Source organism: Niabella digestorum (assembly GCF_036409055.1).
In the GTDB taxonomy this organism is placed as follows: Bacteria; Bacteroidota; Bacteroidia; order Chitinophagales; family Chitinophagaceae; genus Niabella; species Niabella composti.
This window is the reverse complement of the sequence record NZ_JAZGLY010000003.1, coordinates 224,029-247,492: the sequence shown is the minus strand read 5'-3', so window position 1 is coordinate 247,492 and position 23,464 is coordinate 224,029. Positions and strand designations below refer to the sequence as shown.

The following is a 23,464-nucleotide window of genomic DNA, read 5'->3' as shown; positions in this document are numbered from 1 at the left end:
AAGGCGTTAAAACCCCATTAAATACTCACAAATGTGAAAAATTGTTGATATGAATTAAGGGGTTTCAATAATGCCATGATAGGAGATAGGGGTACGGTTAGTGCTGGTAATCTGTACCGAACCGTATCCTGAGGGTGAAATGGTGAGATAGATGCTCTGTATTTCCGAAACATCTTGAGGCAAGATAGTGATATGAAAATTATTCTTACGAATATTCTTTTTATAGGTGAATTTAGTAGATGTAAATTGTATACCACCCTTGGTAGGATCTAACGGGGCAGTGAAGGCGCGACCAAAGAAAGGCAGGTAAGCCGTTACTGAATCAGGTGTAACTTTGAGATCGTACCTCGAAGTAAGTTGATACAAATTATTACCCTGAGGAAACATAAGACGCGGATTAAACCGGCTGTCTTCGGTAGGTACTACGCTTTGTGCAACGAATGTATAGCGCTGTTCATTGATCTTTTGCTCAATTTCGGCTTGTGTGGTAGCTACATTCTGCGTAGATGCGCATCCCATTATGAGGAGGGCTATGGCTAATATGAAAATGATACGCTTCATAACTGCTTTTTTTATAAGATGAAATTTATGCTTTTTTACATAAATCAAAATGAGATTACCTAAGGTTTGATTATATACGACGCTTCTACATACTCCGGTACAATATATTAGATATCTTCAAAAGTGTAAGTTACTATATTGGGTCCGTTAGTAACCTGAGCTTTTTGTTATTGGCAATGAAGGAAAATTTACCTCCAGTTGCCACTGCCTAAGCCTACTTTGTTAATTTCCGTCAGCCTCTAGGCACCGACGAATGGGGTTTCATATCGTTCTATTGGAGCTTACTCGCTTTCTGTAATTGCCAGCCAAGTGATGAGCAGGGCCCACAAGGCTTTCATGAATGTAATTTATACTTTGACGCCTCAGGCGAAAAATGGGTTGTATAATAAAAGCCGCTAATAAAGCGGCTTTTGTAGGATTATGAAACAAAAGAGTGAAATTTTTACATTTCTTTTTCAATTGTAACTAACTTACTCTTTAGAATATCCACTGCTACATCTTGTTTTTTGATAGAGGCAGCCATAACAGGGATTAATGCTTTTTCATCAATTACTTTAATCACTTTTGTTCTATAAGCGTTTTTCCCGAATCTTTCATTTACTCTTTTTTCTTTTACAAGGGAAGGGAATAGGTCCTGAATATCCTTTGCTTTTAGTCCATATTCCTTGTTGTGATCCAATTTTAGTTCGCTAATCAGGTGCACATTAGGATCGAGTTTGATGACTTTATTTGGATTATCAACCTGAGCGAAAATGAATGTAGTTGTGAATAAACATGTTAATGCGAAAAATATCCGTTTCATCTGTATTAAATTTTTAAAGGTTATATATTAGAGTCATATTTATATCTGATAATATTGCAGTATCCTTGTTTATTGAAAGTTTACTGCACGCAGATACAGTTACATAATTTACAATTGCGTATCGGGAGGATACTTGGAAAGTAGTCCTATAGATTAGGAATGAGAGAATTTGGGAGGTGGGGTAATGGTTCCGGTATAAGCTGTACCGATATAGGGAGGTTGATAAATAGGTTTTTCGGCTAATTGAGGTTCGGGAAAATGCGGTAAAGCGAATGTTTCGGTTATTAGTTTTTGCTCATGTTCAGTTCCTCTTTCTTCCAGAGATCTTTCTGCATTTTCCGATTCACATTCACAAATTGTTTCTTGTTGTGTGTAAATAATGTGCAAGTCTGCAACTACCTCTTTATAAGCAAAGAGTGTTAAGAGAAAGACAGCAATGATATATAAAATCGTACTCCGCATCGGTCTAAAGCAAAGCTAACAGATATCAGTTTTTTGTGAAAAAAATCCAATCTGTTTTTTTGTAAAAAATTAAAAACCCGTCCTTTTGAGACGGGTTTAAATAATTGAAAATCAATTAAATGAAATTCATTTTGTTAGCTAAAATGAATTGCGAAAAATATTAATATCTGTAAAAATCCGGTTTGAATGGTCCTTCTTTAGGAATGCCGAGGTAAGCGGCTTGTTTATCGCTTAAAACATCCAATTCTACACCGATTTTTGCTAAATGTAAGCGAGCAACTTTTTCATCTAGGTGCTTAGGTAACACATATACTTTATTTTCATATTTGCTGTGGTTGTTCCACAGTTCTATTTGTGCCAGTGTCTGATTAGTGAAAGAGTTACTCATAACAAAACTAGGATGACCGGTAGCGCAACCTAAGTTTACCAAACGACCTTCGGCCAGCAGGATGATGTCTTTACCATCTACATTATAAATATCCACTTGAGGTTTGATGGTGTCTCTGGTATGGCCATAATTTTCGTTCAGCCATGCTACATCAATTTCCACATCAAAGTGGCCGATATTACATACGATGGCTTTATCCTTCATGAGTTTGAAGTGTTCGCCTGTGATCAGATCGCAGCACCCTGAAGCAGTAACGATGATATCGGCTTCTTTTACTGCATCAATCATTTTTTTCACTTCATAACCGTCCATAGCGGCCTGAAGCGCACATATCGGATCTACTTCGGTAACAATGACGCGGCATCCGGCACCTGCTAGCGACGCAGCAGAACCTTTACCCACATCACCATACCCACCTACTACAGCCACTTTACCGGCCAGCATGATATCGGTAGCACGACGGATAGCATCCACTAGCGATTCTTTACAACCGTATTTGTTATCGAATTTGGATTTAGTTACTGAGTCGTTTACATTAATGGCCGGAATAGGTAAAGTTCCCTTAGCCATGCGCTCGTATAAGCGATGCACACCGGTGGTGGTTTCCTCACTAATACCTTTTACATGAGGCACCAGTTCGGGGTATTTATCCAGTACCATATTGGTAAGATCGCCACCGTCGTCCAAAATCATGTTCAACGGACGGTCGGGACTACCAAAGAATAAGGTTTGCTCTATACACCAATCTGCTTCTTCCTGAGTTTGACCTTTCCATGCAAATACGCTAATGCCGGCAGCGGCAATAGCAGCAGCTGCATGGTCCTGAGTAGAGAAGATGTTGCATGAACTCCATCTTACCTCAGCTCCCAGTGCTACTAGGGTTTCAATCAGTACGGCGGTTTGTATGGTCATGTGCAAACAGCCTGCAATACGCGCGCCCTTTAGCGGTTGAGAAGGACCGTATTCTTCACGTAAAGCCATTAAGCCTGGCATTTCAGCTTCTGCAAGACGAATTTCCTTGCGACCCCAATCGGCCAGTGAAATGTCTTTTACTTTATACTTCAGGTCAAAGTCGATTTGCGATTTTGTTGTAGTAGACATATGTAACGTTATGTTTAAATTTTAATTATCTAATGAAAATTGCTCTAAGGTTTGATGCGTATTGTGATACACTCCACCCCCTTGAAAAGCATCTGCAAAATTACTTCTAAAGAACAAAATAATAGGTATAATTTGATATTTTAGGATAAAATAATGTAAATTGATATTATTTTAGGAAAATATAATGTTTTATGTCTAAAACTAAAACGATAAAAGAAAAAGTTACTACAGAGCCTCTTGTGCTAGATGATAAAGACTGGGCTATACTAAAATTATTGCAACATAACGCGCGGATTACCGTAAGAGAAATTGCAGATCAAATACACCTGAGTACTACACCTGTTCATGACCGCATCCGACGACTGGAGCAGCAGGGCATTATTGCTCAGTATACAGCTTTATTAAATGCGGCCAAATTGGGTAAAAAGCTGATGGTGATTTGTCATGTATCGCTCCGGGTGCACAGTAAAATTGCCGGTTCCAAATTTATCAAGGCTATCATGGATATGCCAGAAATTTTGGAATGCTATAGTATTTCTGGAGAATTTGATTTCTTATTAAAAGTGCTTACTACGGATATGGAATCTTACTATGATTTTCATGTAAACAAACTCAGTCAAATTGATAATGTAGGTCATGTACAAAGCACTTTTGTAATGGGTATAGTGAAGCAGACACACCAGCTTATATAAAACATATTGCTGAAGTAGAAAGTGTATCTCTTGCTTGTATATTTGTGATTGAAAATTACTTTGATGAAAAAGGCTTTATATGTGCGGATATTGTTGGTAGGATGCTGGTTTCTTTTTTGTAAAGCAGTAATAGCACAAGTAGACAGCATAACTTCCCCTATCGCTCTATCCGATACTCTTGAAGAAGCCACAACGACTCCCCATTACAAGCTCAACAAAGATTACTTAAATAGCTTTATTCCTGCAGTAAAATATACTATTACGAGACCCGCTCATTGGACTAAACGCGACTGGATGCGATTTTCAATAGTGATGGCGGGAACGGGTGGGCTGTTACTGGCAGACTGGGAAATTCGGAATGTAGTACAACATAATCGTTCCAATGCCGTAGAAAGCATTGCTAATGTAGTAGAGCCTTTCGGTAATACTTATGGTCTTTATATTTTTCCGGCAATGTATGCAGTGGGGGCGCTGGCACATCAGCCTAAGATAGAATCCGCTGGTCTCACCGGTGCCAAGTCATTAGTAATATCGACTGTAATGTACACAGCTGCAAAAAAGTTGATTCGTCGTAACCGTCCTGATGCCACCAATTCTTCCTGGGATTATGCATTACCCTTTACAAAGAAAGGGTATACCTCATCCCCCAGTGGCCATAGCAATACGATTTTTACCGTGGCTACCGCTTTATCGCTCGAATTTCAGGAGCATAAATGGGTAGCGCCTGTAGCATATACTATCGCTTCTGTGACAGCTGTATCGCGTATTTATCATAACAGGCATTGGGCCAGTGATGTACTGTTAGGCTCAGTAATGGGACATTTTGTTACTAAAGCCGTATGGCAGGCCAGTCAAAAGAAAACACGCAGGGCAGTGCGTACATATTTTTAAGATGCTACTGTCACACGTAATGCTTTCAATCCACTGATGCCTTGCAAATCTTCGAGTAGTAAATATTCGAGATTAGAAAAATGTCCTCTCTTTATTTCAGCATGCAGTAAGTCTACATAATCTTCCACATCTGCTTCGTTGATATAAATAATAGCAATTTTACCGGGTTGTGTAAGACGCTCCTTGGTATCGCGAATATGTACTTTATCTACACGTTTTTTGATCATCTGATAGTGGATATTGTAGGCTCCTTCCACATCGAAGCGTTTCTCATCTTCCCTAAAGGTGATATCAATTACATCACTATTCACAAAAATTAGCTGTGTTGATTGAAGTGGTACCAATAAGGAGTGCTGTTGTTCTGCATTTAATAATGCTATCTTACGCATATACTCCAGCTGTATGATGTGCAACTGATGGAGATGGTCTTTGGTAAAAGGTTTTTGCGGATTGATGGATTGCCCCACGTATATATCATATTCAATTCCATCGGTGCGAAATTTATTGTAGTATGCCGGATATACCTGCTGCATTTTTTTATTCATTTCATTGAGCAGGTTATCGATGCCTGCCACTGTTTGCTGCATGGAAAGCTCTAGGTTGCGGCGGTTAATGCTACAGGGGCCATTTACAGGATCTATTGCGTCAAGATAAGCTTTACATATATCAGCAGCCTGGGGATGTTCTACCATCACTTTTTGTAACAACTGGTAAAGTGCTTTATCCAAAGCATGTGATAGGGATATCGTTTCGCTGCTAATAGGTCGGTCTATGTTATTGTCTTTTAAAAATTCGGTTTGTTGCTGCATCAGTTGTTGCACATACGGTAGTCCAAAAGGTTTTAGTTCATTAGCTGTTTTCTGTAACCATTTCAACTGCAATTGCCAGTCGGCCCTTATGGCATTATTGCGCAGTAGTGATGAGTTGCGGATGTCTACTGCACCATAAAAGGGATATATCGATTCAAAAACGATGGGTACTTTTCGAATGACTTTGCCATGCGTACGCTCTTGTATAAGATATTCTAGAGCGGCTTCATCAAATTTCCATGCGATTGAAGGTTGAATGACGGTGAACCTTTCAGAAATGATTTGACGAAGATCATGTTCAAACAGTTCAACGCCTACTCTCATCAATTGAGCAAATTCTAAGTTCAATCTTTCGAGAGTTCTGATACGCTCTGGAGTAATAACTCCCGGCTCCACAGAAAATAGCTCTAAAGCACCGTACACTTTTTGTTGAAAGAAAATAGGAACCACAGCGTAGGTGCGGTAGGGAGTATTTCGTAATAATTTTTCCAGAAATGCATAGCGGGAAGGGGTGCCCTGCGTATCATTTATAACAATGGGCTTTTTATGGGTTTCAAGCAGATTAAAAAATGTTTGAATTTCGTTTTCACTTAAATCGGCACAACCTAATAGATTTTTCCTAGTTTTCCATACGATCTTCTTGTTGAGGATGGCAAAAGGAGGAAGGCTTATTTCTATTTTATTAGATCCTAAAAGAGATTTTACAGATATCCGTAGATCTTCAAAAATAGAAGTCTTTTGAGCGCCTTCTTCTTTAAGCTTTAATAAACGCTCCTTAATGTGTAAAATGCTTTGTTGTTCGGTTACATCAGCAATACTTACAATACCAAATCCACGAAATCGAAAAAGTGAAAGGGGAAGTTTCCTCAGCATATACCGAACAAAGAGGGCGTCATCAGTAATACCAAGAATTTTATGTTCATTGAGTTCAGGCAGATGCTGCTCGTATTTAATATCAATAAATCTATGATCAAAGATGATTTTGTAAAAACGATATAAACCTGTTTGAGGATCGATATAGCGATAGATAAAATCCTCTTGAGATGCGAAACTGATGTTATATACCTGATGGAGTATGGTTTGGTAAATGTTTTTTAACCCTCCCAAGCTTATTTCCCAGAAGTTAGATTCGAATTCAGGTTTGAGCCATGCCGTATGTTCATCAATGAATGAATTGTATAAAGAAGGTGTTCCGTATGCAAAGCATCTCGTAAAAGGTGCTGTAATCCCCCAAATATCCTTATTACCATCGAGCGTAATATTGGTGAGGCTTACATACAAAATATCCAGTAATTCCTTATAACGAGGTAATTCTTCGTCTGAGATATCTCTTTCATGTACGCCGGCTTCTTCTATCTGATCTGCAAAATATTCCAGCATGCCTTTTTTGGCATCATTAGTTTCACTGGCTTTTTTTCTCAGAAATTGATAGAAAGGAGCAAAGGAAAAACTGGTATCAATTTTTGTATAATCTATATATTTACTTACGAGTGTTTTCATTATTCATCTGGTTAAAATCTGAAACCCATGGTAAAATGCGGGTACCAACCCTCCTTTGAATATCCTGCCAATAACTGAAATACTGCAATATTTGCAGGTGCATAGTAGAGACCTCCACCCACACCTTGATGAAGAGCCTTGTTAGATCCTGAAGGCCATACTTTTCCGATATCGTAGAATAACGTAGCACCAAGTTGACCTGGCAGGATATAACTGCCAATTTGTGCCATACGCAGTCTTAATTCCAGATTATTGTAAAAAGTATGATTGCCAGCAAACCGATAGTTACGGGACCCCCGCAAATTATCATTACCTCCCAAAAACAAGGATTGGTAAAATGCGGCATGTCCCAAGGTAACCCCTCCGCCTACACGATTCGCTACAATAGCTGATGCCTCCTGGTTCAATGGTAAGTAAAATGTAATGTCGGATGTTGCTTGTATCAGTGATTGGCTATAACTATTTAAACCTCTATAACCTTTTACTAGTAATAATATGTTACCTCCTTTGGAAGGAAAGATTGCGTGGTTGCGGCTGTCCTTCTCATATGCAAAAATTGCACCTAGGTAGGCTTTAGATTTAGTAAGCGTGGCACTGTCATAACTCTGTAATGTATGATTGAGAATGAAGCGTCCTTTATTATCCTCCGCTTTCATGTTGTAAAGCTGTAGGCTGGGACCAAACCGAAGGATGGTATGATCCTTTTTTCGCCATCTGAATAAAGGATCCACCTGCGCGAGGGTATAGCGGCTGCGGTAATATTGGATAGGATGGTTCTTGTCGTACTCTGTATCATTACCAATTCCGAAGAAATTATGTGTATTATGTGGCGCATAAGTGAACGCGCGTAATTCGATATCGGTTTTGCGGAATACTTCTATCCAGTCAGCTTTCAGCTTAGCCTGTAGGGCCCCTGTAGACAGGGCTCCGGATACCACTAGCTGTAGTGAGCTACTATACGGCTGCTTTCTGAAACCTTTTTGATGCACATGGCGGAATCCTGCTCCGAGAATAAGTCCATCATCAATATTATATCCACCGGTAATAAGGGGCATGGTATAAGAATATAGGTTTACAGGAACGAAAGCTGTTTGCAAAGAGTCGTCATGAAGTCTTTTGCGAATTCTTTGCTCATAGCCTTCGTAGCTCATACCCTTGGTATGATTATAAAGTCGTATTTTCTTACCGGGTTGTGTTATTATCATGTGTTTCTCCCCCTGTCCGCCTATAATTCTTAATTTGATGGGTGAGTCACTGTAATCAATCTTTAAAGTATCATTGCCGGCTCCGGTGTATAATCGTATTTCTTTTGTAATCTTAGGATCATATACATGGTCCAGTAGTTTACTCTTTATTAAACCTTCTTTATTGATTTTTCTAATTGTAAAATGCAAACCACCATTGGGTGCGTCTTCTAATACAATGTATTCGTGCTTATCACTCAAATGCAGGTCTACAATTTGTTGCGAAAAGGTGTAGTACTTATCCATAGCGGCGGGAAGCTGGTCCCGGCGCTTTTTCATTTTTTCAGCTAGCTCTTGTCCTCGTATGTTACGTGAAGATTCTGGTAGTTGATTTATGGCTACATCAATAACTGAATCTGTGATTTTTTGTACAAAGTCTGTTGCCATGTGGTTCCACTCCGTTCTACTAAACTGAAACTCTGGAAATGGCTGTATAAAGCGATGTTTGAATAGAGAATATTTTATTGATGGGATGATGCTGTCAAATCCTTGGAAAGTAGGCAGTAGCCAGCTTCGGGAGAGTAGTTTAGGAATGAAACCGTTATTGATTTTTAATGCTTGGTCCCTATCTCTGGGCACGGGAGTGTAATCTTTATCTTTTCCGTTGCTTACGTTGCGCCAGCGCCATTGATCTTCGTGTCGATCCCAGTCTGATACCAGTGCATCCAGCATCATCGCACGAAAGAAGGTTTTTGCTTTAAAAGTGTTATCGTTGTCTTTTATCAATGCTTTGATGAATTTTTCGGAATTATCTGATTTCCCCAGCGGTTCTCTTTCTTCAAGCAACGCTATTCTACCAGTCATGAGATTGCTATAAATGCTTAGATTAGGATCGGGGGCTACTACACCAATTACAGGATTGGCATGTGGTACTTTAACTGCATCTGCTAAAGGAGGTATAATCAGAGCAGCGTAGGGATGTTGCCCGCTCATGTAGTCATCCACCAGTTTGGTGGCAAAGGTAGAGCGTAGCCCTTCAGGCAAAATAGCATCGGCTACCTTATTGACACTGCGCAATACCCATTGTTTTCCACTAGTGTCGGCAAGGCGCAATGATACAGTTTGCATACCACCACCTTTCTGTAAAGGTGTTAAGCCTCCCTGTAATTGACTTAAGCGAAAGACTGGAAGCTTGGTAGGGGCAGCCCATTCTTTCCGGTAATTTTCGCCAAATATTTTTCGATGCAATTTGCCCACCTTGTCATATTGGGGGTTGGCGGCAATGCTCACACTATCGTTATTTAATAAATATTCGTATTGCGCATTTATAATTTGTTCCTGATCTATAAACTTGGTCGTATGCTTGTACGTGGGTTGAAGCGTTCCAGAATGCTGATGAGTATAAAACTCAATCTCGGAAGTTTTATCATTGAAAATATCTACTATTACAAATCCCTCTCCGGCATGTGCAAATAATGAACGGGCTGCTTTTTTTACATGAGTACTTTTGGAGCCGCCTCCACTTACAATTTGCAAGCCGTTATCATTGATGAGCTGTAGGCTGTGTTCATGTCCCGCAACTTTTATGACATTGGCAAAACCGTCTATTGTTGAAGTTATCTGCTTGATAAAGTGCTGATATTGGGGATGAGGGATGTCTTCTGCGTTGATGAAAACGGTCTTACGTAATAAGGGATATAGTGAGCCTACTACAGGGAGCGGGATATAGATATGGGGATTGAGAGCAGTTAAGGGGAAAATATGTTCCTTTAAGCTGAATTTTCCTCCATGTTCTCCATAGCTTTGGAAAGGGTGGTGGCTTGCCAAAAAGATTATTTTATTCTTGTGTTCCCACAATAAGGTGGCGAGTTGATCTAATACATCTTGTTCTGTATCGCATTCACAAATGTCATCACTACGTTTCTTCTTGTAAGGGAATAGCCACCATTCAGAGTCGTAGGCAATTACTACGGCTTCATCCCCAAAGGGAATAGCAATGGGGTCGGGACAGCCATTTTTAGGAATCATCTGTAATAGAGAATCTTTCTGTGCCGCAATAAAATCATTTTGCGCCCTGATTTTTTCTAATCCTTTTTTACCCATTCGGTCCCAGTCATGATTGCCGGGAATGAAATAAACCGGCACATTCTTGCTTCTAAAAGGTTCGAACTGCGAGCGCAATATTTGTTGATCTTCTATAACAGCATTGTCTCTCTCCATATTCATGCCGCGTGGGTAAATATTATCTCCTAGGTAAAAGACAGAAGTCTTTTCTGGTAATACTTTTCCTGCAGCCGCAGTAATGACAGCCTGTTGTTTAGGATTGATTTCTCCCGCATCGCCAATGAAAATAAGTCGGTGTTTCAATTGCGGCTGAGCGGTGACTGCAAGGTCAAAGTTTATAATGGCCAACAGTATGTATATGAGTCGCTGTAACATTATCTATCGTTTGAATAATGAAACTTTAAAATTCTTGCAGATTGCAATTCATCTCCCTCGCTACTGATATACATATTTCCGTACTTATCAAATGCTAGCCCTTCTGGTTGCATAAGGGTTTTTCTGTCTAGTGGATATATGCCGGATACTTCCCAATTGTTGTTAACTACAATCAGAGATTTGTTTACCGATGAAATAATGTAAAAATCTTGGGTTAGAGGATGTCTAGCCAGCGCAGAAGGTTGAAATGCAATGTTATTGTTGGCGTATTCTAATATTTTCTCGGTAGACATTATATGCTTTTTTACAGGAGTTAATTCGCCATTGATAAATTGCAACTGATAAATGGAGAGCTGCTTATTCTTTTTGTCGCCTTTGCAACTTTTACACATGGCATGATAACTTCCTGTAAGCGAATCGGCAAAAAGTCCCTCGTATTCTCCTTTGGGCAATATTTTCTTGTAGATTGCGAAAGGTTGTGATCGACGATTATGAAGATCGCTCAATATGAATCCATAAAAGGACCCATCAGATTGAAGCACTAAGAGCGTGTCATTCTGAATAGCGATGTCTTCAAAATCGCCAGGGATGCCGAAATCTGAAGTATGATATTTTTCGGATGCTAATTCAACCTTAAAAATAATGCCATCCTCATCTTGATTGACATATATCGAGTCGAATTTTCCCGGTGCAAACGCAATGCCAGATACTTCCAGTAATACATCTGGTAATAATATTTTTTCAAATACGGATAAATCATAGCCTGGTGGCGATGTTGCAGTGTTCTCACTTTTATTACCACAGGCCACTATGATGCTTACGCATAAGATAATTGTTGCAAAAAATTTTTTACAGTTCATTATATGTTTAGAGTTTTGTCGGGCAGCCTGCTGCTACCCATTTATACATCTCTGCCTGAGCCTGTAGAGGTATTTCTTGGGAGGTCTCGGGTTTTTGAGGACCATCGGGTGTTAACCATACGGCTTTGGCGGTGTCATTCATATAGATATTCAATACATGTTGTAATGCTTTCTTGAGTTGAGGATCGACTACGGGAAAGCATACTTCTATACGGCGATATAAATTGCGGGTCATCCAGTCTGCCGAACCCATGTATAACTCATCATCGCCATTATTGTAAAACCAGAATATGCGACCATGCTCCAAATAACGGTCTACAATTCGAGCAACGGTAATATTTTCGCTTTGTCCTTTTACGCCAGGTACTAGTCTGCAAATGCTTCTAACAATGAGCCGAATTTTTACTCCTGCATTAGAGGCTTCATATAGTTTATTAATAATTTTTTCATCTTCCAGATTGTTGATTTTTGCAATAATTTTTGCTTCTCGATTAGCTTTTGCATGTGCAATTTCGCGGTCAATGAGTGCTGTGAAGGTTGATTGTAAATTGAAAGGGGCTATGAGTAGATGCTTAGGTGTTATAGCATCTGGTGCAATAACTTTTTTGTTTTTCTTTAATAGTTTGAATAACTGATTTAGATCCTTTAATAATTGCTGATTGCTGGTCATTAACACCTGATCTGTATAAAATCTTGCCGTAACCTCATTAAAGTTGCCACTGCCTAGTAGACCTAGGTATTGTAGTTTATCCTGATATTTTCTTTTTACTAGAACTACTTTGGCATGCACCTTCATTTGAGGAATGCTGTATATAATGCGTATACCGGCCGCTTTCATTTTTTTTGCCCAGCTAATGTTGTTGGCTTCATCAAAACGAGCTTTCAGCTCCACAAATACGGTAACTTTTTTGCCGTTCAGCGCTGCAGTAATTAAGGATTCAGCAATTTGCGAGGTGCCGGAGATACGATACATGGTCATATTGATCTCTGTAACACTCCGGTCGAGGGCAATTTCATTAAAAAAACGAAGGACAGTATCATAATCATGAAAAGGAAGATGCAATAGTAAGTCCTGTTTTGCGATACTTTCCAATAGAGTAGGAGCCGGTAACGGATGTAATATCGGGCGCCAAGGTTTGTCTTTTAACGATGGATCGCTGATCGGAATGGCGGATAAATCCTTCAGATTATGATAAACTCCACCTTTTATAATCATCGCATTTTGTAAGCCCAGATTTCGAATTAATTGTTGGAGTAGGCTTTCGGAAATGCGAGAATCATAAAGCAGTCTTGTTGCCAAACCATAATCGCGTTTGGCGAGCTGTTCCGCGATCTTGCGAGCCAGGTTTCCTTTAAACTCGTCATCCAGCCCCAGTTCGGCATCGCGTGTTACTTTAAAACTGTATGCATTTTCGACTTTGATATCCGGCCATAATATCGACAGCTTGGATTTGATAATATCATCGATAAATACCACGTACTGTATATCATCAGCCTGTACCGAGAAAAAACGAGAAATGCGGTCAGATGGGATATCTACAACCGCTAGTCGCTCACCGGATGAAGTCTCCAGTGCTGCCGCAAGATAGATGCGGTTATTCTGCGGAAAGAAATCTTGGGGCGATTGGGGGTAATATATTCTCAAGTAACCGGCAATATGAGCAAAAAAATAATGGTTGACGGCTTCTTGAATTTGATAAGGGATAGGTTCGTTGTATACTACATATATATTATGATCCTTTAAGGCTTCAATAGTTTTTTTGATGATGTTTCCAAAGCATTCCTGTTGTTTGCTGATAATACTAATAATTTCTTTGGCACTCTCGGCTTTATGTTGCTTTTTAACTTTCCCCAATGCTGTAATGGTAGGTATACGTACTCTCCAAAATTCGTCCAGATTGGATGAGTAGATAGATAAAAATTTCAGTCTTTCAGCCAGAGGTACGTTGGTATCTGCTGCTTCATACAGTAAGCGTTCATTAAATTCCAGCCAGCTTGTATCTCTTCCTTTCAGCAACATTGCAATTGGTTTATACGATAGAGAATATTGCAATCAAAAAAGCGATAATGGATATCATAAGCCCATACATGAATACATTATAAGCTATCCTTAATAGTTTATATTTTCTTCCTAAAACAATACCTTGGGAGTAAATGTCTTTTATGAGAGAACCGTATAAAAAGTTGCGGTCTTCCATTACTTTCCACATTCCTTTTTTGTACTCTTCAAAATCCATTTTGTAAAAATTGCCAAAAAATAAGAGGTTCACTTTTTGGGTGTCTACATCTTCTTGAGTAAAACTCCCATTGGGAATCTTGGGACGAGTAGCCAGGATGGCATAAATTAGGGTAATTGCTGATACCAGTAGGATTATGATAGTAGGAATAATCAAGTGCGGATGACTCTCCAATCTTCGAATGAGTAAACTCAGAATGGCAGATAACAAGATGGAGTTTACTGTAATCAAAATGTCCGCCTTTTTATCGGCCATATCGCTCAATCGTTGATTGTTGGTGGAGGTAACGCGGAACATGGTTTCAATGCCTTTTTCAGGACGTTCGCTTTTTTTACCTCCCTTTTTGGGAATATCAGAAGCAATAGGGATGGGGGATTCTTTAGCCTTTTGCTCTTTCAGATTCTGCAATTTCTTAGGATCCCAATGCTTGCGTGCGTACTCCGTATGATATTGATGCATCTCCATTAAACAAATTGTTTGTTGTCTCCAAAGGTTTTTACTGATGTCTACTCCACATCTGTTGCGAAGTTCTTTTCTCAGATTCTTACTCTTTTCTGCAAAGGAGTCTTTGGAAAAGTGCGATAAATCTGCATCACAGACGATTTGCTGCAGCAGATTCTGTGGTTGTTGGGGCATCTTTGTAGCAAGGATGCATGCCTTTACCTCATTTATAATGACGGGCGAAACGCCTTTTTCCTTTAAAAAATTTTCCGCTAATGAACTACTGGCTATTTCATGATTTAATGGATCTGTCAGATATCCCAAATCATGAAACCATGCCGCTATCAGTACAATGAAATTATCCTGTTGTGACAACTGATAGTGTTGGTTTAACTCGCTAGCGGCATTAACCACAGCAACTGTATGCTCATAGTTGTGATACAGTAGCTCTTCGGAAGCATGCTGTTTAAAATAAGATGCCGCATAGGCGCCTGCAGCTTCCAAAATGGATGTAAAGTTCATAAGTCAATATGTTGAGATATTAACAAATATGTTTGTACTTTGTTTTAAACGATTAGAGTCTTTTGCTTTATGGTCGGTTGTTCTTAGTTCCGAGAAGTGTATTCGCCTGCATTGTTTTCATGAGCACCATTCAGAAATATCACTTAGAGGTTTTCCACAACTTAGCCTACTGAACATTCGGCAGGAGCTGCTGTTATTATTTATTATAAATAAGAACGGAAAACTTGCTGCTGTTACAAATTTAGGTAATAGGAATAGTTATGAAGAACATTAGGGCAATAACTATTTGGATAACAGGAGCGGGTTCCTAAAGAAAAAATTAGCATATATTCACATAAATGCAGCGAAGGACTGCACTATCACAAAAATGAAAAAAATAGGCTTTCTATCTTTCGGCCATTGGGCTAATCATCCGGATTATGCTACAAAAACGGCCGGTGATGTACTCCAGCAATCTATAGAATTAGCTGTAGCTGCAGAAGAGATAGGTGTGGACGGTGCATATTTTCGAGTGCACCATTTTGCACGACAACTGGCCTCGCCTTTCCCTTTACTGGCAGCCATAGGCGCTAAAACCAGCAAAATTGAGATAGGTACCGCTGTTATTGATATGCGTTATGAAAATCCCATGTATATGGTAGAGGATGCTGGCGCAGCAGATCTTATATCAGGAGGAAGATTGCAACTAGGAATCAGCAGAGGTTCTCCCGAGCAGGCAATTGATGGTTGGAGGTATTTCGGATATGAGCTTAAGGATGGTGAAACTGATGAAGACATGGGGCGTCGCAAAGGATTGGAATTTTTGGACTTGTTGAGAGGAGAGGGTTTCGCCCGTCCCAATCCTAACCCTATGTTTCCCAACCCTCCCGGGTTATTACGTTTGGAACCGCATTCTTCGGGTTTGCGCGAGCGTATTTGGTGGGGATCGGCTTCTGATGCTACAGCTGTATGGGCAGCAAAAGCAGGGATGAATTTGCAGAGTTCTACCTTGAAATTTGATGAAAGCGGTAAGCCCTTTCATATCCAGCAGGCCGAACAAATCAGGTTGTATAAAAAAACTTGGAAAGAAGCAGGACATGAGCGTGAGCCACGCATCTCTGTAAGTCGTTCCATTTTTCCTATTATGAATGATAGGGATAAATATTATTTTGGACATGAAGCTGCACGTACCGATTCTTTCGGATACATTGAAGCGGGGCGCAGAGCAGTATTTGGGCGAAGTTATGTAGGGACCCCTGACCAGCTTATTGAAGAGCTGGCTAAAGATGAGGCTATTCAGGAGGCTGATACTATTTTATTGACTATCCCTAATACACTCGGTGTAGAGTATAATCTTCATATTCTTTCATCCATAGTAAAATATGTTGCTCCCGGATTGGGATGGAAGTAACATATTCTTCCTAAGCAAGCGCTGCTATTATCAACGGCATCTAACACCGTATTGTATAACCAAACGAATCAAATATTGTGTAAATGCGAATTGCTGCGTTATACAACAAGGGGTGTAAAGGAAGCATATAGGTTGCAGGCGGCTTATATGCAAACGACCCACTACTAAGTAGTGGGTCGTTTTATTTCGAGTGGTGCGGAGAGAGAGGGATTCGAACCCCCGGACCTGTTACAGTCAACGGTTTTCAAGACCGCCGCATTCGACCACTCTGCCATCTCTCCGGGCGCAAAATTAGGGGTGTGGATGCAATCAACAAAATAGAATTTTAAATTTTTATTGCAGTTTTTTCAAAAAAATACCTGCTCTGTAAAGAGCAGGTATCGACTTCATAAATACGGAGTCTAAAAATCGAACCTTAATCTAATCCCAGTACCCTGATAATTGAGATTTTGTTGTGTAACCTTTTTCATAGGGACCTTAAGGAAAGGTTCAATGGACACTGCGTTTTTATTGGATAACTTTTGGCGATAACCTACCGAAATATTATAGTAGCCCAAGAAGGGAATGTTTTCGGCTGGTGCCTGAGCGGGCGCTGAAGTAGTGTTGTACTCTTGCACCGTAATCATTTTATCTTCCTTTAGTGCACCTTTGCTGGTTTCTACAGACACTTTAATGTTTCGATAATCCTCGTAAGTATAAGTCTTCTTATCGTGAAGTACTACTAGTCCTGATACACCAGCTGCTGCATAAAACTTTTTATTAAAACTATAGTTTAATTCTACAGGGATGTCGATGCCCGATAATGAACCAGTTACTTGCTGTAGCACCGAACTAGGTTGGGATGCATAAGTCATGAGATCTGAATGCTCAGTGGATATCACTTCCATTTCAGGAGCTGTAGCCACGCCAGGAATACTTTCATCAAAAGAGCGCGAAGTAGAAATTTTAGCGTGCGCAATGCCTGAACTTATTTTCAGTTTATCATTGATGGCATAAGCTAGGGATACGCCATATCCCATATCCACGCCTAGATCACTAAATACAGGCGATACATATAAACTAGGCTGCCATTTTCTATTTTTTTCGCTATGTCTTTTTTCTGAGGTGGTTGCCAGCAAGGCATTTCGATTATCCTGTTGCGGAAGCACTCTTTTTTCCTCAGGCTTGTCTGTGACAATTCTGTTCTTCCAAAAATCAACGACGTGATTATTTTGATCAGGCTGCCGTTCTGTCTTAGGCTGTGTAGGAGCTTGACTGGGAACCGTCTCTGGAACTTGCGTTTGAGCCACAAGGGGTACTTCCTGGGGCACTTGTACTTGTGGTATTGCGACTGTATGGGTTGTAGTTGCCGGTACAGAGGATTGAGCAGCAGGAGTAGGCTGCGATGTATTGGCCTGAGCCGATAAGCCTGAGCGGTCAGAAAAAACAGTTTCTGTGTCTGTTTGGAACTGCTGTGAAGGTGTATCCGTGGTTGGAAGCTGCTGTACTATAGGGAGCTCAGATGATTTTATATTAATACCCTCTTGTGATACGTGGAAAATACGGGAAAATAGAAAGACGCCGGTGATGACAGCGGCTGCCGCAGTGGCCCATTTCCACAGAGGAATTATGGGGCGCTTAGGAAGCGGGGAGGGGGCGGCTGTGTGGCTATAGGCCTTAAAGCGCTCCCATGCACCTTCCTCGTACGGCTCCTCATGGTTCCGCAACACTTGCCTTATATGGTTAAAAATATCGTCGTCGCGTTCTTTCATCGCTTAAAAGTTTTCTATATAAAGGGCTTTCAGTTTATTTTTAGCTCTTGACAGATAAGAGCGGCTAACATTTTCGGGAATAGACAGCATAACGGCTATTTCCTGATGCGAAAACCCTTCTATTTCATACAAATTAAAAATGGCTCTTTGTGTTTGGGGTAATGCATTTAAGAGTTTTAAAATATCTTTTATCTCACTACTTGAGGATTGTTCATATGCTATACTGCTATGATTGATGTCTGAAATATCATCCTTATTAAAGTCGATTTTCTTTTTACGTAAAAAGTCGATTGCTGTTCTTGACGCGATTTTTGCAATCCAAGCTTTGAATGATGTGGATACATTGGTAGCTTGGCCCAATGCCTGAAAGGATGATAAGTTGTTAAATATCTTTATAAAACTGTCGTTTACAATTTCTTCTGCATAATGAAAATCAGTTACATAGCGGGTCACTACGCCTTTAACATAGCCGTAAAAGCTTTTGTAAAGCGTCTCTTTATGATGCTCTATATTGTTTTGGCATCCCTTTAAGATATCGAGCAGTGCTTCGCCGCTTTGTGCCAATTTGTTATCCGATTTATTGAGTTGGCTCGTCTTTACTGATTCTCGCTGGTATATCGGTGGAGATTCACTCAACATACTTTCAACTTTTATCTGATCTATCAACCGTATACCTTGATTGGTAGTTTAAATATCTGTACAAACTCTCAATTCCCCAAACCCGTTTTTACTTAAAAGATCAGCCCTCTACATTAATAGGGCTGATCTAAGTTTTCATTTAAGAATACGGTTTTGCGATCGAATATTTAGTGGGCGAAAGCTTCTAATCTTATACGGGTGCCATCTTCCGCATTACCATTAATATAACCGCCTGTCCATACGGTATAGATGCGTCCCTTATACAAGTTTATGGGATCCAAAGTGGCCAGAAGGGCTGTTTGCCCGTTTCTTCTAACTTCAAAGATTACATTGCCTGCCGAAGGATAGCTGAAGAACTGGCTGGCCGTTTTGTAGGTAATGTTGGTAGCAATAGGCGTATTGTTGCCCTTTACATACAAATCCAGTCCGGGTGCATCAGGACTCATGTTGGCGAAACGAAGGCGAACAGAGTCTTTGCCTGCAGCACGGGTACTGTCTCTCAGCACCACTGCGTCCATATTTGCAGCAGTGTCGGTGATAAATACACTGTAATATTTTCCAGCCTCAAAGGTGAGGTTTTTGGTAAAGATTGGACTTGAGCTGGGGGCACTAGCGTGATATACCTTGAATACACGGTTGCCGGTATAAGCACGGAAATAATCCACCCGGTCTGTGTAATTAAAATAATTTACACCCAGACGATTGTTGTCGAGTGCTACATCTAATGCAGGCAGGCCTGCCGAAGCATGTACAACACCTACGGCTGCTGCTTCAGGGAGATAATAGTGGTCATCATCCTTATTACAAGACGCCATTACCAACACCGCTGAAGCGAGAAGTGTAATACTAATGCTATTGATTTTAAACATTTTACGCATATATTTAATCAGGTTTTTATAAAATGAGTTTGTATAAAATACGGATCAGCTGATTCACTTAATAGTGACGCTGTCACCATTGAAAATGCAACATTTTATTTCAAAATTATTTTCATGACACGAAGGGATGCCTATAATCTGCCATTTTTGCATAATCCAGTCTTCGGCACAATCATTGACAATAAGATTCTGTCGCAATGAATGCGGTACATCTTAAAGAAATAATGATAATCTAAATATTATATTATGGGTAAAATTATTGGTATAGACTTAGGTACCACCAATAGCTGTGTGGCTGTAATGGAAGGGAATGAGCCAGTAGTGATTGCAAATGACGAAGGACGCCGCACTACGCCTTCAGTGGTTGCTTTTTTGAAAAACGGTGAACGTAAGGTAGGGGATCCTGCAAAAAGACAGGCTATCACCAATCCTCAGAATACCATCATGTCTGTGAAACGTTTCATGGGGCGCAGATTCGATGAAGTAGGGGCGGAAATTAGCCACTGGAGCTACAAAGTTGCTAAAGGCGACAATAATACAGTTCGTATTGATATAGATGGCAGATTATATACTCCTCAGGAAATTTCAGCAATGGTTTTACAAAAAATGAAAAAAACTGCTGAAGATTACCTAGGACAAGAAGTAACCGAAGCGGTTATTACCGTACCTGCCTACTTTAACGATGCTCAAAGGCAAGCTACTAAAGAGGCAGGTGAAATTGCTGGCTTGAATGTACGTCGTATCGTAAACGAACCTACAGCAGCCGCATTAGCCTATGGTTTGGATAGACGTGGCAAAGACCAAAAAATTGCTGTATTCGACCTAGGTGGCGGTACTTTCGATATTTCAGTGCTGGAGCTGGGTGATGGTGTATTCGAAGTAAAATCTACCAACGGTGACACCCACCTGGGTGGTGATGACTTCGATAAGGTGATCATGGACTGGCTGGCTGATGAGTTTAAAGCTGAAGAAGGTATTGATCTGCGGAATGATCCTATGGCGCTACAACGCCTGAAAGAGTCTGCCGAAAAAGCTAAGATCGAACTTTCCAGCTCTATGGAAACCGAAATCAACCTGCCATATATTACAGCGGTTGACGGTGTACCTAAACACTTAGTAAAAAAATTAACTCGTGCAAAATTTGAACAACTGGCCGACTCTCTGTTTGAGCGCTGTCTGAAACCTTGTGAGGCAGCATTGAGAGATGCCGGATTGTCAGCTTCTGACATCGATGAAGTAATCTTAGTAGGAGGTAGTACACGTATTCCTAAGGTTCAAGAAATAGTAGAGAAATTCTTTGGTAAGAAGCCGAATAAGGGAGTAAACCCCGATGAAGTAGTAGCCATTGGTGCTGCTATTCAAGGTGCGGTACTAACCGGAGAAGTGAAAGATGTATTGCTGTTGGACGTAACACCGCTTTCTCTGGGTATCGAAACGCTGGGTGGAGTGATGACAACCCTTATTCCTGCAAATACTACCATTCCTACCAGAAAGTCAGAGGTTTTCTCTACTGCTACCGATAACCAGCCGGGTGTACAGATACATGTGCTGCAGGGTGAGCGTCCTATGGCTAAAGACAATAAGAGCTTGGGTATCTTCAACCTGGACGGTATTCCGCCGGCACCCAGAGGTGTTCCTCAAATTGAGGTAACCTTTGATATTGATGCTAACGGTATCCTGAATGTTACAGCTAAGGATAAGGGAACCGGTAAACAGCAGAACATTCGCATCGAAGCCGGTAGCGGTTTGAGCAAAGAAGAAATTGAAAGAATGAAGGCTGAAGCGAAAGCTAATGAGGCCGCAGACAAAGCCGAAAGAGAGCGCATTGAAAAACTAAATCAGGCCGACAGTCTTATTTTCCAAACCGAAAAACAATTGAAAGAGTTTGGTGATAAAGTGCCGGCTGATAAGAAAACAGCTATCGAAAAAGCCGTAGAAAAGCTGAAAGAGGCACACAAAAATCAGGATATCCCAGCTGTTGAAGCTGCTATGGCAGAACTAAATCAGGCCTGGACCGCAGCTAGTGAGGATATTTATAAATCTGGTCAGGCGCAGCCTGGTGCCGATGCCAACGGTGCACAACAGTCTACCGGAGGAGGTTCGGGTACTGAAGATGTAACGGATGTGCCTTACGAAGAAGTGAAATAAACGTTTTATAACAAATCATACCAAGAGCCGTTCCGATGTCTTATTCGGAACGGCTTTTTTGTTGGTATGACAAACTTTTTTTCGATTATTTAAATACTTTTCTATTTTTGCTGCTCAAAATTCTCTGACCAATGAAAGCAATTAGCACCGGTTATGTTCTATTCATGCTAGCGCGCACCCGCTAATACGACCGGTATTCCCTCTGCAGTTTATTCTTGTTGACTGGTGGCTTTATTGCCCACCCGATTGAAGTATTTTCTTTTTTCATTCATCTTACAATAAAAACTTTACATGACGACGGATTATAGAGGTGTCCGTAAGGCATCTGGTTTTATGCATTTGTTGAAAGAAGCTATTCAGGGTAAAGAGCTCGATTATACCAGCGTGAGCATCCGTAAGGCTGTAATGATGCTTGCTATTCCGATGATGCTGGAAATGATGATGGAGTCGGTTTTTGCTTTAGTAGACTTGTATTTTGTGGGTCATCTAGAAGAAAGTAGTCTGGCGATACAAACGGTAGGGCTTACAGAATCGGTTCTCACCGTAATTTATTCAGTGGCTATGGGTATAAGCATGGCCGCCACGGCTATTGTGGCCAGGCGTATTGGTGAAAAAGACAATGAAGCCGCAGCCCGTAGCGCTGCACAGGTGATAATTATAGGACTATTGATAAATCTCCTCCTTAGTGTTTTAGGAATTATATATGCCCGCGAGATACTGATGGCCATGGGTGCGACAAGCGAAGCTGCGGAATATGGAAAAACTTTCACCCAAATAATGATGGGCAGTAGTGTGATTATTATGCTGCTGTTCCTTATAAATGGCGTGTTTCGCGGTGCTGGAAACGCAACTATAGCTATGAAAAGCTTGTGGATTGCCAATATTTGCAATATCGTATTGTGTCCTCTTTTGATTAATGGGCTGGGACCCATACCAGCTCTAGGATTAACAGGTGCTGCTGTTGCTACAACTACAGGGAGAGGTATCGGTGTGTTGTATCAATTGTATCATTTACTGAAGGGGAGTGGTAAAATACGTCTACTAATGCGGCATTTTAAACCGGATTTTTCCATTATTCGTTCTATGATAAAAATTGCTACACCCGGTACGTTTCAATTTGTAATAGCATCATGTAGCTGGATTATATTAGCACGACTGGTAGCTGTAACTGGAGGTGAGGATGGTAGTGCAGGTTACCAGACAGCTTTGCGATTGATGATGTTTTTTATGTTGCCTGCATGGGGATTAAGTGGTGCGGCTTCTACATTGGTGGGACAAAATCTGGGAGCTAACGCTCCTGAGCGCGCCACTCAGTCGGTTATGAAAACAGTGAAATACAACATCATCTTTATGTTATTGGTTTCATTGATTTTCTTTTCGATGGGAGAATGGCTAGTGGGCTTTTTTAGTGAGGTGGAAAGTGTACGTAGCATTGCTTCAAAGGCAATGTATATTATGGCGAGCGGATTTGTTTTTTATGGAATTGGAATGGTAATGGTTAATGCCTTCAATGGCGCTGGTGATACTTGGACACCTACTTGGATCAATTTCTTTGCTTTCTGGACTTTTCAAGTTCCGGTAGCTTATCTGTTAGCTGTATATTTTGAGATGGGGCCCACAGGCGTCTTTGTGGCCATACCTATTGCAGAGACAGGGGTTACAATAGCATCATATATCCTTTTTCGAAAAGGAAAATGGAAGCAAAAGCAAGTATAATCAATCAGAAAGGCGCTGTGCTCATACAGAGCATAGCGCCTTTCATTCTATAA

The 23,464-nt window shown here is 40.5% G+C and carries 17 protein-coding genes and 1 tRNA gene; 5 read left to right on the top strand and 13 right to left on the bottom strand.

Annotation, left to right across the window (positions count from 1 at the left end; translation table 11 throughout):
• Window positions 1-54: 54 nt before the first annotated feature.
• The 4 genes from V2H41_RS06525 to ahcY all read right to left on the bottom strand — a co-directional run bounded on the left by V2H41_RS06525 (window position 55) and on the right by ahcY (window position 3,314).
• Window positions 55-561 (bottom strand): DUF4251 domain-containing protein, encoded by a 507-nt coding sequence (locus V2H41_RS06525; RefSeq protein WP_330974331.1) that lies wholly within the window; start codon window positions 559-561, stop codon window positions 55-57.
• Between the two features lie 442 nt (window positions 562-1,003).
• Window positions 1,004-1,363 carry a hypothetical protein gene (locus V2H41_RS06520; RefSeq protein WP_330974330.1) on the bottom strand — a complete coding sequence of 120 codons (360 nt, stop codon included), beginning with the start codon at window positions 1,361-1,363 and terminating at the stop codon, window positions 1,004-1,006.
• A 153-nt stretch (window positions 1,364-1,516) separates the two neighbouring features.
• The gene (locus V2H41_RS06515; protein ID WP_330974329.1) at window positions 1,517-1,825 is read right to left on the bottom strand and encodes a hypothetical protein; all 309 of its coding nucleotides are present in this window, start codon (window positions 1,823-1,825) and stop codon (window positions 1,517-1,519) included.
• 160 nt (window positions 1,826-1,985) lie between these two features.
• Window positions 1,986-3,314, bottom strand: a complete 1,329-nt coding sequence (ahcY, locus tag V2H41_RS06510; protein WP_330974328.1) for an adenosylhomocysteinase — start codon at window positions 3,312-3,314, stop codon at window positions 1,986-1,988.
• Between the two features lie 191 nt (window positions 3,315-3,505).
• On the opposite strand from ahcY, the gene V2H41_RS06505 reads away from it, so the two are divergent.
• Window positions 3,506-4,006 carry an Lrp/AsnC family transcriptional regulator gene (locus V2H41_RS06505; protein WP_330974327.1) on the top strand — a complete coding sequence of 167 codons (501 nt, stop codon included), beginning with the start codon at window positions 3,506-3,508 and terminating at the stop codon, window positions 4,004-4,006.
• Window positions 4,007-4,069: 63 nt separating this feature from the next.
• Window positions 4,070-4,897 (top strand): phosphatase PAP2 family protein, encoded by an 828-nt coding sequence (locus V2H41_RS06500; RefSeq protein ID WP_330974326.1) that lies wholly within the window; start codon window positions 4,070-4,072, stop codon window positions 4,895-4,897.
• On the opposite strand, the gene V2H41_RS06495 is transcribed toward V2H41_RS06500, so the two are convergent.
• The 5 genes from V2H41_RS06495 to V2H41_RS06475 are packed head-to-tail and all read right to left on the bottom strand — an operon-like array spanning window position 4,894 to window position 14,889.
• Window positions 4,894-7,206 (bottom strand): GAF domain-containing protein, encoded by a 2,313-nt coding sequence (locus tag V2H41_RS06495; protein WP_330974325.1) that lies wholly within the window; start codon window positions 7,204-7,206, stop codon window positions 4,894-4,896. The two genes, V2H41_RS06500 and V2H41_RS06495, sit on opposite strands and share 4 nt — an antisense overlap.
• Before the next feature lie 11 nt (window positions 7,207-7,217).
• Window positions 7,218-10,829: a BamA/TamA family outer membrane protein gene (locus V2H41_RS06490; RefSeq protein WP_330974324.1), complete on the bottom strand. Its 3,612-nt coding sequence runs from the start codon at window positions 10,827-10,829 to the stop codon at window positions 7,218-7,220.
• Window positions 10,829-11,689 (bottom strand): SdiA-regulated domain-containing protein, encoded by an 861-nt coding sequence (locus V2H41_RS06485; RefSeq protein ID WP_330974323.1) that lies wholly within the window; start codon window positions 11,687-11,689, stop codon window positions 10,829-10,831. Before V2H41_RS06485 ends, V2H41_RS06490 begins: the two co-directional genes overlap by 1 nt.
• A gap of 7 nt (window positions 11,690-11,696) precedes the next feature.
• A complete protein-coding gene (gene ppk1 / locus V2H41_RS06480; RefSeq protein WP_330974322.1) occupies window positions 11,697-13,709 on the bottom strand; it encodes a polyphosphate kinase 1 in 2,013 nt (670 codons plus the stop codon).
• Window positions 13,710-13,719: 10 nt separating this feature from the next.
• Window positions 13,720-14,889 carry a Pycsar system effector family protein gene (locus V2H41_RS06475; protein ID WP_330974321.1) on the bottom strand — a complete coding sequence of 390 codons (1,170 nt, stop codon included), beginning with the start codon at window positions 14,887-14,889 and terminating at the stop codon, window positions 13,720-13,722.
• A gap of 367 nt (window positions 14,890-15,256) precedes the next feature.
• On the opposite strand from V2H41_RS06475, the gene V2H41_RS06470 reads away from it, so the two are divergent.
• On the top strand, window positions 15,257-16,279 hold the full coding sequence (locus tag V2H41_RS06470; protein ID WP_330974320.1) for an LLM class flavin-dependent oxidoreductase: 1,023 nt from the start codon (window positions 15,257-15,259) through the stop codon (window positions 16,277-16,279).
• Between the two features lie 196 nt (window positions 16,280-16,475).
• Here the strand turns inward: V2H41_RS06470 and V2H41_RS06465 are convergent.
• The 4 genes from V2H41_RS06465 to V2H41_RS06450 form a co-directional block, all read right to left on the bottom strand.
• A tRNA-Ser gene (locus V2H41_RS06465) sits at window positions 16,476-16,560 on the bottom strand.
• 120 nt (window positions 16,561-16,680) lie between these two features.
• On the bottom strand, window positions 16,681-18,030 hold the full coding sequence (locus tag V2H41_RS06460) for a porin family protein (protein WP_330974319.1): 1,350 nt from the start codon (window positions 18,028-18,030) through the stop codon (window positions 16,681-16,683).
• Window positions 18,031-18,033: 3 nt separating this feature from the next.
• On the bottom strand, window positions 18,034-18,669 hold the full coding sequence (locus V2H41_RS06455; protein ID WP_330974318.1) for an RNA polymerase sigma factor: 636 nt from the start codon (window positions 18,667-18,669) through the stop codon (window positions 18,034-18,036).
• Between the two features lie 167 nt (window positions 18,670-18,836).
• Entirely contained in the window at window positions 18,837-19,547 is a 711-nt protein-coding gene (locus V2H41_RS06450; RefSeq protein WP_330974317.1) for a DUF4397 domain-containing protein, read from the bottom strand.
• A 246-nt stretch (window positions 19,548-19,793) separates the two neighbouring features.
• On the opposite strand from V2H41_RS06450, the gene dnaK reads away from it, so the two are divergent.
• Both dnaK and V2H41_RS06440 read left to right on the top strand, forming a co-directional pair.
• On the top strand, window positions 19,794-21,695 hold the full coding sequence (gene dnaK, locus V2H41_RS06445; RefSeq protein WP_330974316.1) for a molecular chaperone DnaK: 1,902 nt from the start codon (window positions 19,794-19,796) through the stop codon (window positions 21,693-21,695).
• A gap of 291 nt (window positions 21,696-21,986) precedes the next feature.
• Entirely contained in the window at window positions 21,987-23,411 is a 1,425-nt protein-coding gene (locus tag V2H41_RS06440) for an MATE family efflux transporter (protein WP_330974315.1), read from the top strand.
• The last annotated feature ends 53 nt before the right edge of the window (window positions 23,412-23,464 follow it).